10 protein-coding genes and 2 pseudogenes are annotated in these 11,676 nt (G+C 50.9%); 8 read left to right on the top strand and 4 right to left on the bottom strand.

The genetic code is table 11. The annotated features are described in order from the left end of the window. The first annotated feature begins 66 nt into the window (after positions 1-66). Both AC3G3F_RS01390 and yjiA read left to right on the top strand, forming a co-directional pair. Positions 67-270 carry a YbdD/YjiX family protein gene (locus tag AC3G3F_RS01390; protein ID WP_000460616.1) on the top strand — a complete coding sequence of 68 codons (204 nt, stop codon included), beginning with the start codon at positions 67-69 and terminating at the stop codon, positions 268-270. A 10-nt stretch (positions 271-280) separates the two neighbouring features. Next, positions 281-1,237 carry a GTPase gene (yjiA, locus tag AC3G3F_RS01395; protein ID WP_488394292.1) on the top strand — a complete coding sequence of 319 codons (957 nt, stop codon included), beginning with the start codon at positions 281-283 and terminating at the stop codon, positions 1,235-1,237. Between the two features lie 74 nt (positions 1,238-1,311). Here yjiA and AC3G3F_RS01400 read toward each other — a convergent pair whose 3' ends face one another. From AC3G3F_RS01400 to AC3G3F_RS01410, 3 genes are all read right to left on the bottom strand, one after another. Continuing rightward, the gene (locus AC3G3F_RS01400; RefSeq protein WP_023247535.1) at positions 1,312-1,614 is read right to left on the bottom strand and encodes a BrnA antitoxin family protein; all 303 of its coding nucleotides are present in this window, start codon (positions 1,612-1,614) and stop codon (positions 1,312-1,314) included. Further along, positions 1,601-1,888 carry a BrnT family toxin gene (locus AC3G3F_RS01405; protein ID WP_023247536.1) on the bottom strand — a complete coding sequence of 96 codons (288 nt, stop codon included), beginning with the start codon at positions 1,886-1,888 and terminating at the stop codon, positions 1,601-1,603. The genes AC3G3F_RS01400 and AC3G3F_RS01405 overlap by 14 nt, the downstream gene beginning before the upstream one ends. A gap of 268 nt (positions 1,889-2,156) precedes the next feature. Beyond that, positions 2,157-3,071 (bottom strand): restriction endonuclease, encoded by a 915-nt coding sequence (locus AC3G3F_RS01410; protein WP_023247537.1) that lies wholly within the window; start codon positions 3,069-3,071, stop codon positions 2,157-2,159. Between the two features lie 197 nt (positions 3,072-3,268). Between AC3G3F_RS01410 and hsdR the strand changes: the two genes are divergently transcribed. The 5 genes and pseudogenes from hsdR to AC3G3F_RS01435 all read left to right on the top strand — a co-directional run bounded on the left by hsdR (position 3,269) and on the right by AC3G3F_RS01435 (position 11,241). Next, positions 3,269-6,778: a type I restriction-modification system endonuclease gene (hsdR, locus tag AC3G3F_RS01415; protein WP_079817165.1), complete on the top strand. Its 3,510-nt coding sequence runs from the start codon at positions 3,269-3,271 to the stop codon at positions 6,776-6,778. A gap of 71 nt (positions 6,779-6,849) precedes the next feature. Continuing rightward, the gene (hsdM, locus tag AC3G3F_RS01420; protein ID WP_488394293.1) at positions 6,850-8,439 is read left to right on the top strand and encodes a type I restriction-modification system methyltransferase; all 1,590 of its coding nucleotides are present in this window, start codon (positions 6,850-6,852) and stop codon (positions 8,437-8,439) included. Beyond that, complete coding sequence (locus AC3G3F_RS01425) at positions 8,436-9,785, top strand: restriction endonuclease subunit S (protein WP_488394294.1); 1,350 nt, start codon at positions 8,436-8,438, stop codon at positions 9,783-9,785. Before hsdM ends, AC3G3F_RS01425 begins: the two co-directional genes overlap by 4 nt. 351 nt (positions 9,786-10,136) lie before the next feature. Next, a complete protein-coding gene (symE, locus tag AC3G3F_RS01430) occupies positions 10,137-10,469 on the top strand; it encodes an endoribonuclease SymE (protein ID WP_053507635.1) in 333 nt (110 codons plus the stop codon). A gap of 73 nt (positions 10,470-10,542) precedes the next feature. Continuing rightward, positions 10,543-11,241: pseudogene (locus AC3G3F_RS01435) on the top strand (hypothetical protein). Positions 11,242-11,315: 74 nt separating this feature from the next. Here the strand turns inward: AC3G3F_RS01435 and yjiS are convergent. After that, positions 11,316-11,480 (bottom strand): DUF1127 domain-containing protein YjiS, encoded by a 165-nt coding sequence (gene yjiS, locus AC3G3F_RS01440; protein WP_063390078.1) that lies wholly within the window; start codon positions 11,478-11,480, stop codon positions 11,316-11,318. Here yjiS and AC3G3F_RS01445 point away from each other — a divergent pair. Beyond that, positions 11,447-11,589 (top strand): annotated as a pseudogene (locus tag AC3G3F_RS01445) (hypothetical protein). The gene yjiS and the pseudogene AC3G3F_RS01445 sit on opposite strands and share 34 nt — an antisense overlap. Positions 11,590-11,676 lie beyond the last annotated feature (87 nt).

An 11,676-nucleotide genomic window follows, 5' to 3' on the forward strand; every position in this document is an offset into this window, starting at 1 on the left:
GTGCAGTAATGTAGGCCGGATAAGGCGCAGCCGCTATCCGGCTTTAATCATTACAGGTATAAGGCAATGTTTGATACTTTAGGTCAGGCAAAAAAATATCTCGGCCAGGCGGCAAAAATGTTGATTGGTATTCCGGACTACGACAACTATGTCGAGCACATGAAAACCAACCATCCCGACAAGCCGTACATGACCTATGAAGAGTTCTTCCGTGAACGTCAGCAAGCACGTTACGGCGGCGATGGCAAAGGCGGTATGCGCTGTTGTTAATGGAGAGACTATGACCCCGATTGCAGTTACCCTACTTACCGGTTTTCTTGGCGCCGGCAAAACCACCCTACTACGCCATATCCTCAACGAACAGCATGGTTTTAAAATTGCCGTTATCGAAAACGAATTTGGCGAAGTCTCCGTTGACGATCAACTGATTGGCGATCGTGCCACACAGATCAAAACCCTGACCAACGGCTGCATCTGCTGTACCCGCTCCAACGAGCTGGAAGATGCGTTATTAGACCTACTCGACAGTCGCGACCGCGGCGATATTGCTTTCGACCGCCTGGTGATCGAATGTACCGGCATGGCTGACCCCGGCCCGATTATTCAGACTTTTTTCTCCCATGACGTATTATGCGAACGCTACCTGTTAGACGGCGTGATTGCGCTGGTCGACGCGGTGCACGCTAACGAGCAGATGAACCAGTTCACCATCGCTCAGTCGCAGATAGGCTACGCCGACCGTATCCTGTTGACCAAAACCGACGTGGCGGGCGACAGCGAGAAACTGCGCGAGCGGCTGGCGCGTATCAACGCCCGCGCCCCGGTTTACACCGTGGTGCACGGCGATATTGACCTGAGTCAGTTGTTTAATACCAGCGGCTTTATGCTGGAAGAGAACGTGCTGGCAAGCCAACCACGTTTCCACTTTATTGCCGATAAACAGAACGATGTGTCGTCAATTGTGGTGGAGCTGGATTACCCGGTGGATATCAGCGACGTGTCGCGCGTGATGGAAAACCTGCTGCTGGAATCAGCGGATAAACTGCTGCGTTACAAAGGGATGCTGTGGATCGACGGCGAACCCAACCGCCTGTTGTTCCAGGGCGTACATCGCCTCTACAGCGCCGACTGGGACAGATCGTGGGGCGACGAACCGCCGCACAGCACGCTGGTGTTTATTGGGATTCAGTTACCGGAAGAAGAGATAAGAGCGGCGTTTGCGGGGCTGCGGAAGTAACCATTAAGCGCTTATCTGGCCTGGCGGGAATTTCCAGGCCGGATAAGACGCAACCGCCATCCGGCATCTTCGGGCTATTTCTTATTTTGATCTCGCAGCATCGCTTCGCGCAGAATAGCATTGAGCCGTGTCTGGTAGCCTTTTCCTGGCCGTTTCAGCCACTCCATCACATCGGCGTCAATACGCACGGAGGCTTGGGTTTTTAACGGGCGAAAAAACTTACCACGCACTGCTTCAGACCACTGCCCATTCTCCGAAGCGGGAATGTCGCTGTAATCAATCTCATCATCTGACTTTTTCGCCAGCGCCTTGAGTTCAGCCTCATGCTGAGCACTAAGCGCAGGTACATTGCCGCGTTTATGTTTAACCATGCTCATAACGATTCCTCTCTTTTCTGTCCGCCTTGCGGGTGCTGATGATACGGATAACTTCATAACCACTTTCGAACCGAACGCTATGAGCAACCAGAATAACCACAATGCCATGAACAAGGCCGAGGGTCTGCCAACGGTATTCTCCATTCTCGTAACGTTCCTGACGCGACAAGTGTCGGGGATCGTCAAACACCAGCACCGCATCCTCAAAGCGGATTCCGTGTTTGTTCAGGTTGCTTTTAGCCTTGTTCGCATCCCATTCAAACTCCATCGGCATGTGTTTTCCCTAATTGCATATACAAAAATGTATATACAATTATCTTACGATAATACCTGGATTGTTGGAAATAGCTTCACAATTTGCGTATTCGAGTTAAAGGAAAATTGACCAGGAGAGTAGGCCGCAGAAGGCGCAGCCGCTATCCGGTATGGGTTTAGCGCTGATGCGCAGCCATAAAAGTCATGTGATTTCTGGGCGAGAAGAAACACAGGTGCCCACAACGTGATCCATCTCAATTACCCGCAATCAGGTTCCAGCGTTACCACTACTCAAAGTAATCCATATCGAGCTTTGGCAACTTGAGTAAACGTGAGGATACGCCAATATCATTATCAATCATCAGATGCACCAGCCTGTCGCCATCCACCAGCACCAGACCTTCAACTTTGTTAGCATAGTCTCTGGCATGCGCCGTAAAGCCTGAGGTGGTAATAAAGACGCCACGTTTCACTTTTTGCTCAGGCAATGCGCCATAAAAGCCCCTGACTTCAGCGCTCCCGACGGTGCCTTTCCAGCGCTTGGCCTGAACGTAGACTTTTTCCAGCCCGAGCTTATCGAGAGAGATAATACCGTCAATGCCGCCATCGCCGGTTCCCCCTACGCGCTGCAAATCACCGCGATGACCGCCATATCCCAGGCGGTGCAACACATCTAACACAATCACTTCAAAACGCGCCGGCGAAACCTGAAGCAGATTCTCCAGCAATTCTTCGGCAACAGATTCACGAATCTCATTGAGCGCTTGCTCCAGGCGATCGTCCGGGCTGCTTCTGGCAAGCTCATCATCCTCAATCGATTCTGGCTGTGGATCTAACGCCACCGCATCTGCCGGCTTACTGAGCTTTACGCCGTTAAAATCAAAAGCAAAATGACTCACCTCCTGCTCGGTCATCGGCTGCGGATGCGAGGCAACCCAGCTCATTCCCGCTGGTGTTAAACACCATTTTCCCCGGGATAGGCTCTGCGATAACCCGGCGCGTTTGAGGCGATCGTGCGCCCAGCCAGTACGGTTCTGGTACGTCAGTTGTCCACTGGTAATCACCTCTGCACGCTGCTGCTCATCTAACCCAAGCATTTCGGCTGCAGCTTCTCGCACCTCTCTGACCAAAGCGCCCTCGGGTCGAGTGGCCAGAAAACGCAACACTGGTTCAATAAATTTGTCATATGTTGGAACAGCCATAAATCCATCCCTGCTATTGATATAGATCAGATACCCCGCCGGAAAACGATACTCTTCAGGAAAACATTAGGAAAGAAGCAGTTACTCTCTCATTGTTCGTTGATCACACACAATATGAAGTCTACCATGGGTCTGTTATTTTCCCTTTACGACACAGGGTAATAACGTCTTCCCGCTCAGGAACCGGATAGATAAAAATGAACAAATCTAACTTCGACTTTCTCAAAGGGGTCAACGACTTCATTTATGCCATTGCCTGCGCGGCGGAAAATAACTACCCCGACGACCCCAACACCACCCTCATCAAAATGCGCATGTTTGGCGAAGCCACCGCGAAACATCTCGGTCAGTTGCTGGATATACCGGCCTGCGAAAACCAGCATGACCTGCTACGCGAACTGGGCAAGATTGCGTTTATTGATGACAGCATCCTTTCTGTTTTCCACAAGCTGCGCCGTATTGGTAACCTGGCCGTCCACGAATATCATAACGATCTGGATGATGCCCAGATGTGCCTGCGGCTCGGGTTCCGTCTCAGCGTCTGGTACTACCGGCTGGTGACCAAAGATTACGATTTCCCGGTACCGATGTTTGTTCTGCCAGAACATGGCGAGAATCTTTATCACCAGGAAGTGCTGACGCTGAAACAACAGCTGGAACGTCAGGCGCAAGAGAAAGTACAAAGTCAGGCCGAACTGGAAGCTCAGCAGCAAAGACTGGTTGCGCTCAACGGCTACATTGCCATCCTTGAGGGCAAACAGCAGGAAACCGAAGCTCAGACCAAAGCACGTCTGGCCGCGCTGGAGGCACAGCTTGCGGCAAAAGATGCCGAACTGGCGAAGCAAACCGAACAGGAACGTAAGGCCTATCACAAAGAGATCACCGATCAGGCGATCAAACGTACGCTGAATCTCAGCGAAGAAGAGAGTCGCTTCCTGATTGACGCCCAGTTACGTAAAGCGGGCTGGCAGGCCGATAGCAAAACGTTACGCTTTGCCAAAGGCGCTCGCCCGGAACCCGGCGTCAATAAAGCGATTGCCGAATGGCCGACGGGTACAGATGAAACGGGAAAAACAGGCTTTGCCGATTACGTGCTGTTCGTTGGCCTGAAGCCCATCGCCGTCGTTGAAGCGAAACGCAAAAATACCGATGTCTTCAGCAAGCTCAACGAGTCTTATCGCTACAGCAAATGCTTCGATAACGGTTTTTTACGCGACACGCTGCTGGAGCACTACGCTTCCGACGACGTACACGAAGCCGTACCGGAGTATGAAATCAGCTGGCAGGACACCAGCGGTCAACAGCGCTTTAAAATCCCCTTCTGCTACTCCACCAACGGGCGCGAATACCGCGCGGCGATGAAGACCAAAAGCGGTATCTGGTATCGCGATGTCCGCCACACCACCAACATGTCGAAAGCGCTGCCGGAATGGCATCGCCCGGAAGAGCTGCTGGATATGTTGGGCAGCGATCCGCAGAGACAAAATCAGTGGTTTGCTGAAAACCCCGGAATGAGCGAGCTGGGCCTGCGCTATTATCAGGAAGATGCCGTCCGGGCAGTAGAGAAGGCCATTGTTAACGGTCAGCAACACATCCTGCTGGCGATGGCGACTGGTACTGGTAAAACCCGTACCGCCATTGCTTTAATGTTCCGCCTGATCCAGTCGCAGCGTTTCAAACGCGTCCTGTTCCTGGTCGATCGTCGCTCGCTCGGCGAGCAGGCGCTGGGATCGTTCGAAGATACACGGATTAACGGCGACACCTTTAACAGCATTTTCGATATCAAAGGGTTGACCGACAAATTCCCGCAAGACAGCACCAAAATCCACGTCGCCACGGTTCAGTCGCTGGTCAAGCGTACGCTGCAATCCGATGAGCCGATGCCGGTCGGCCGCTACGACTGTATCGTGGTCGATGAAGCGCACCGTGGCTACATTCTCGATAAAGAGCAGACCGAAGGCGAGCTGCAGTTCCGCAGCCAGTTGGATTACGTTTCCGCCTATCGTCGCATTCTCGATCACTTCGACGCGGTAAAAATCGCCCTGACCGCCACGCCAGCGCTGCATACGGTGGATATTTTCGGTGAACCGGTTTACCGCTATACCTACCGTACGGCGGTGATCGACGGATTCCTGATCGACCAGGATCCGCCCATTCAGATCGTCACCCGCAACGCGCAGGATGGGGTCTATCTTTCCGAGGGTGAACAGGTGGAACGCCTGAACCCACAGGGCGAGCTGATCAACGACACGCTGGCCGACGATCAGGATTTTGAGGTCGCCGATTTTAACCGTGGCCTGGTGATCCCAGCGTTTAACCGCGCGGTATGCGGCGAGCTCACCAAATATCTGGATCCCACCGGGCAGCAAAAAACGCTGGTGTTCTGCGTCACCAACGCCCATGCCGATATGGTGGTTGACGAGCTGCGCACCGCGTTTAAGAAAAAGTATCCGCAGCTTGAGCACGACGCGATCATCAAGATCACCGGCGATGCCGATAAAGACGCGAAGAAAGTGCAAAGCATGATCGTCCGCTTCAACAAAGAGCGGCTGCCCAATATCGTGGTCACCGTCGATCTGCTGACCACCGGCGTGGATATCCCGTCTATCTGCAATATCGTGTTCCTGCGCAAAGTCAAAAGCCGCATTCTCTACGAGCAGATGAAGGGCCGCGCCACGCGTCTGTGCCCGTCGGTGGGCAAAACCAGCTTTAAGATTTTCGACTGCGTCGATATCTACAGCTCGCTGGAAAGCGTCGACACCATGCGCCCGGTGGTTGTGCGTCCGCAGGTGGAGCTGCAAACGCTGGTCAATGAAATTACCGACTCAGAAACCTACAAAACCATTGAAGCGGATGGCCGCAGCTTTGCCGAACACAGCCATGAACAGTTGGTCGCCAAACTGCAGCGGATTATCGGCCTCGCCACCTATAACCGTGACCGCAGCGAAGCGGTGGATAAACAGATCCGCCGTCTGGACGAACTGTGTCTGGATGCCGCGGGCGTTAACTTTGGCGGTCTGGCCTCGCGCCTGCGGGAAAAAGGGCCGCACTGGAGCGCCGAAATTTTCAATAAGCTTCCCGGCTTTATCGCCCGCCTCGAAAGGCTGAAAACCGACATCAACGCCCTGCGCGATGCACCGATCTTCCTCGATATTGACGATGAGGTGGTAAGCGTCAAATCGCTGTACGGCGACTACGACACGCCGCAGGATTTCCTCGAAGCGTTCGATGCGCTGGTGCAGCACGCCCCGAATGCCCAGCCCGCCCTGCAGGCGGTGATCAATCGCCCGCGCGACCTCACCCGTAAAGGGCTGGTGGAATTGCAGGAGTGGTTTGACCGCCAGCATTTTGAAGAGTCCTCTCTGCGCAGCGCGTGGAAAGAGACGCGCAATGAAGATATCGCCGCCCGCCTGATCGGCCATATCCGCCGTGCGGCGGTGGGCGATGCGCTCAAACCGTTCGACGAGCGTGTCGATCACGCGCTGGCGCGTATCAAAGGCGAGAACGACTGGAGCCCTGAGCAGCGAAGCTGGCTCGACCGTTTAGCACAGGCGCTGAAAGAGAAAGTGGTGCTCGACGACGACGTTTTCAAAACCGGTAATTTCCACCGCCGCGGCGGTAAGCCAATGTTACAACGCGCCTTTGACGACAACCTCGACAGCGTGCTGGATAAGTTCAGCGATTACATCTGGGATGAGCTCGCCTGACGCGTTATCATCCCCGGCAATTTCTTCTTCTGCGGCCCCGATAAGGGCCGCTGTTTTACATGGGATCTTCAATGAACAATAACGATCTGGTCGCCAAACTGTGGAAACTGTGCGACAACCTGCGCGACGGCGGCGTCTCCTATCAAAACTACGTCAATGAACTCGCCTCGCTGCTGTTTTTGAAAATGTGTAAAGAGACCGGCCAGGAAGCGGACTATCTGCCGGAAGGCTACCGCTGGGATGACCTGAAATCGCGTATTGGTCAGGAGCAATTGCAGTTTTACCGCAACCTGCTGGTGCATCTGGGCGCGGACGAGAAAAAGCTGGTACAGGCGGTGTTCCAGAACGTCAACACCACCATCACCCAACCAAAGCAACTGACCGAGTTGGTGAGCAGTATGGACTCACTGGACTGGTACAATGGCGCTCACGGCAAGTCCCGTGACGACTTCGGCGATATGTACGAAGGGCTGCTGCAGAAGAACGCCAACGAAACCAAATCCGGCGCGGGCCAGTACTTCACCCCGCGTCCGCTGATCAAAACCATCATCCATCTGCTGAAGCCGCAGCCGCGTGAAGTGGTACAAGACCCGGCTGCCGGAACCGCAGGCTTTTTGATTGAAGCCGACCGTTACGTGAAGTCGCAGACCAACGATCTGGATGACCTTAATGGCGACACCCAGGATTTCCAGATCCACCGCGCGTTTATCGGCCTCGAGCTGGTGCCCGGCACCCGTCGTCTGGCGCTGATGAACTGCCTGCTGCACGATATTGAAGGCAACCTCGACCACGGCGGCGCCATCCGTCTGGGCAACACGCTGGGCAGCGACGGCGAAAATCTGCCGAAGGCGCATATTGTCGCCACCAACCCGCCGTTTGGCAGCGCCGCGGGCACCAACATCACCCGCACCTTCGTGCACCCGACCAGCAACAAACAGCTGTGCTTTATGCAGCATATTATTGAAACCCTGCACCCCGGTGGCCGTGCGGCGGTGGTGGTACCGGATAACGTGCTGTTTGAAGGCGGTAAGGGCACCGATATTCGTCGCGACCTGATGGACAAATGCCATCTGCACACCATCCTGCGCCTGCCGACCGGCATCTTTTACGCCCAGGGCGTCAAAACCAACGTGCTATTCTTTACCAAAGGCACGGTCGCCAATCCGCATCAGGATAAAAACTGCACCGATGACGTGTGGGTATATGACCTGCGCACCAATATGCCGAGCTTCGGCAAGCGCACGCCGTTTACCGAGCAGCATCTGCAGCCGTTTGAAACCGTCTACGGTGAAGATCCGCACGGCTTAAGCCCGCGTGAAGAAGGCGAGTGGAGCTTTAACGCCGAAGAGAGCGAAGTCGCTGACAGCGAAGAGAACAAAAACACCGACCAGCACCAGGCCACCAGCCGCTGGCGCAAGTTCAGCCGCGAATGGATACGCAGCGCAAAATCCGATTCGCTGGATATCTCCTGGCTGAAGGATAAGGACAGCATCGACGCCGACAGCCTGCCGGAACCAGACGTGCTCGCCGCAGAAGCGATGGGCGAGCTGGTGCAGGCGCTGGGCGAGCTGGATGCGCTGATGCGTGAGCTGGGTGCGGGCGATGAGGCGGATGCGCAGCGTCAGTTGCTGAATGAAGCGTTTGGTGAGGTGAAGGCATGAGTGGGGGGAAACTGCCGGAGGGGTGGGTTGGCCCTCAACTGGATGAGATCGCTACTGATATTAACTATGGCTATACCGCTTCATCAACATCTGAAAATATCGGTCCTAAAATGCTGCGTATAACCGATATTCAAGATAATAAAGTGGACTGGAACTCAGTACCCTTCTGTAAGATTGAGGATAATCAAAAAAATAAATATTTACTTTGTAACGGCGATCTTGTGTTCGCACGAACAGGGGCTACTGTAGGTAAAAGTTTCTTAATTAATGAAGATATATCTAATATTGTATTTGCATCTTATTTAATAAGAGTTAGATGCAACAAAAAAATAAACAGCCATTACCTTTCTTATTTTTTCCGCTCGCCTACGTACTGGAGTCAAATAACAGAATTTAGTGCAGGGATTGGGCAGCCAAACGTTAATGGTTCCAAACTTAAAAAATTAAATTTACCATTGACATCTGTCTATGAACAAAAAATCATCGCCGAAAAACTCGATACGCTGCTGGCGCAGGTAGACAGCACCAAAGCACGTCTTGAGCAAATCCCACAAATCCTGAAACGTTTTCGTCAGGCGGTGCTGGCTATGGCGCTAAATGAGAGTTCAGAACAATCACGAAACCCTGCTAAAATAGTTAAACTCATAGACGTCACTAAAAAAATTACTGATGGAGAACACCTTACACCTAAAACAATTAATAGCGGCATTCCACTATTATCAGCTAAAGATGTGCAAGAAGATGAATTGTTATTTGATAATGTCAAGTATTTATCAGATACCATTGCAGCTAAAGCACTGAATCGATGCAAACCAGAAAAAAATGATATTTTAATTGTAAGTAGGGGAGCAACTGTTGGCAGAACACATTTAGTTTCAACGAGTAAAACATTTTGTCTGATGGGTAGTGTTTTACTTATTAAATTGGATACAGAACAAGTAGTACCGGAATACATGAAATTAATATTTAATGATATTTCTGGGCAACAACAGCTGGTCTCTGCCTCTGGAGCAACAGCCCAGCAAGCGATTTACATTCGTGATGTCAAAGAATTCAGTTTCGAACTTATATCGCTTCATGAACAACACGAAATTGTCCGCCGTGTCGAACAACTCTTCGCCTACGCCGACACCATTGAAAAGCAGGTCAACAACGCCCTGACCCGCGTCAACAACCTCACCCAGTCGATCCTGGCGAAGGCCTTCCGCGGCGAGCTGACCGCCCAGTGGCGTGCGGAAAACCCGGATCTGATCAGCGGTGAAAACAGCGCTGCCGCGCTGCTGGAAAAAATCAAGGCCGAACGCGCCACCAGCGACGGTAAAAAAACCTCGCGTAAAAAGTCCTGATCGTTATTTGCAAGCGCACCTGAGCCGTGCGCTTTTTTACACTTCATCCTTCAAGCTGCCTCGGCGTTGGCTGCGTTCGCTCACCCCAGTCACGTATTTATATACGCTCATGGGGACTCGTTCTCTTGCCGCCTTGATGCAACTCGAATGATTTTGTGTATATTATTTTTCGCAATCATAACCGTCAAAAATATATCCAGTTCCCTCCTGAATATTCCTATTACAGTCTATTTTCATCTGGACTTTTCTTTTATTTACTGATGTTATATACAGGTATTTAGCGCGGTGCGAGCGTGCGCCAACACGCCCGCACCGCTAATCACAATCACTATTGGAATAGGAATAGAGATCATGACTACCCCGCATTCTATTGCAGAATTCACCGATCCAGAAGTGTCCCCGACAAATAACCGTCACCTGACCGTCAGTTATGCGAGCCGCTACCCGGATTACACTCGTATTCCCGCCATCACTCTGAAAGGCCAGTGGCTGGAAGCCTCCGGTTTTGCCACTGGCACAGAAGTCGATGTGAAGGTGATAAACGGCTGTATTGTGCTCACAGCACAGCAGCCGCAACCAGAAGAAAGCGAGTTGATGCAGTCGCTGCGCCAGGTGTGCAAACTGTCGGCGCGTAAACAAAAGCAGGTGCAGGCGTTTATTAGCGTGATGGCAGGTTCTAAGTAAGTGCATAACATAAGCTGGCAAGGGTTATTTGCCAGCTTAAATCACAATTCATATCAATTATTGAAGGGAAACCATGCGGCTAAAAATAAAAGAGCACATTACGCTCTGGAGAAATGAAGGTTTAATTGCTTATGTCACCCTGGGATTTCTATGTACTTTTTTATGGAGGTCAATCCCTATTACCATACTATCTTCAGCAAAGTATATTTTTCGAAACGCTGATGCATTACATGGCCTTCAATACGTTATTTTCGCTTGCTTTATGTGAGATTTTTTTGCGATGTTGGTAGTTATTTGTCATAACACTAAACTGGAAAAGCTCACAAACAGTATTTTGCAAGAGTTGCATAAAAGAATTATGCAAGGTTCTTTCATTATATCCTTCTTATGCTTCGGAATATCTCTATTTTGTGTGGTGGCATTCTGTATTGGTTCGCTGATAATAAATAATAATTACTATGGGAGATATGTCATAAATTTTGCTTACCCATTTGTTTTATTTCTATCTTTCCCTTATCTTATACATAAAGGTATAACAATCCTATGTACTCTATTAAAAACATTTCCCAAATACAAAATTCATGCAGCAATAATAATATTGATGATAATTGCAGCCGCAATTATCATCCCTGGCATATTTAACAAAAAAGAAAAAATGACTATAACCATTGATAAGGAAAAATATCATGCGATTGAGCAAAAAACTAAGGTAAAACCAGAAAAATATATTGAGAAAAAGATTAATGATATTAATATTAATGATATAAAATAGTGAGCACGCATAACATAAGGACATAGTAATATATCATAAAATTCTTTAACTACTATTGCCCTTGAATAGATCCACTATTCCACATCCTTCCTTTCCAACCCGATATCCCTTAACTGCTCGTCACTCATTCGCCGCAGCGCCTGACAGGCCCGCTTACGCAGCCACCACCTTTTTAGCGCCCGTCTGAGCTGCATAAAGCCAATAAATGGTTGTCCGGGGCGGTTCTCGTAAAATTCCATACCGGCCTCCGCATAGAACAGAAAATGCGGCATCATGAATGTCTGTACAAACAATACCGGGATAAAAAGCACGGTTAGTGCAACGTGGATAAATAAGGAGGGCGATTGAGGGTGTTTTGTTCACTTATTTCGTTCTGATTTAAGATCCGCGTCCTTCGCTGCAAAAAGCCAGGCCCCTCCCGTTTTCAGAGGGGCA

Source organism: Salmonella sp. FC25216, from assembly GCF_057751355.1.

Bases quoted from the DNA above. Each gene is read 5' to 3' on its own strand.
- AC3G3F_RS01390 (WP_000460616.1), top strand. From the start codon at position 67: ATGTTTGATACTTTAGGTCAGGCAAAAAAATATCTCGGCCAGGCGGCA.
- yjiA (WP_488394292.1), top strand. From the start codon at position 281: ATGACCCCGATTGCAGTTACCCTACTTACCGGTTTTCTTGGCGCCGGC.
- AC3G3F_RS01400 (WP_023247535.1), bottom strand. From the start codon at position 1,614: ATGAGCATGGTTAAACATAAACGCGGCAATGTACCTGCGCTTAGTGCT.
- AC3G3F_RS01405 (WP_023247536.1), bottom strand. From the start codon at position 1,888: ATGCCGATGGAGTTTGAATGGGATGCGAACAAGGCTAAAAGCAACCTG.
- AC3G3F_RS01410 (WP_023247537.1), bottom strand. From the start codon at position 3,071: ATGGCTGTTCCAACATATGACAAATTTATTGAACCAGTGTTGCGTTTT.
- hsdR (WP_079817165.1), top strand. From the start codon at position 3,269: ATGAACAAATCTAACTTCGACTTTCTCAAAGGGGTCAACGACTTCATT.
- hsdM (WP_488394293.1), top strand. From the start codon at position 6,850: ATGAACAATAACGATCTGGTCGCCAAACTGTGGAAACTGTGCGACAAC.
- AC3G3F_RS01425 (WP_488394294.1), top strand. From the start codon at position 8,436: ATGAGTGGGGGGAAACTGCCGGAGGGGTGGGTTGGCCCTCAACTGGAT.
- symE (WP_053507635.1), top strand. From the start codon at position 10,137: ATGACTACCCCGCATTCTATTGCAGAATTCACCGATCCAGAAGTGTCC.
- yjiS (WP_063390078.1), bottom strand. From the start codon at position 11,480: ATGGAATTTTACGAGAACCGCCCCGGACAACCATTTATTGGCTTTATG.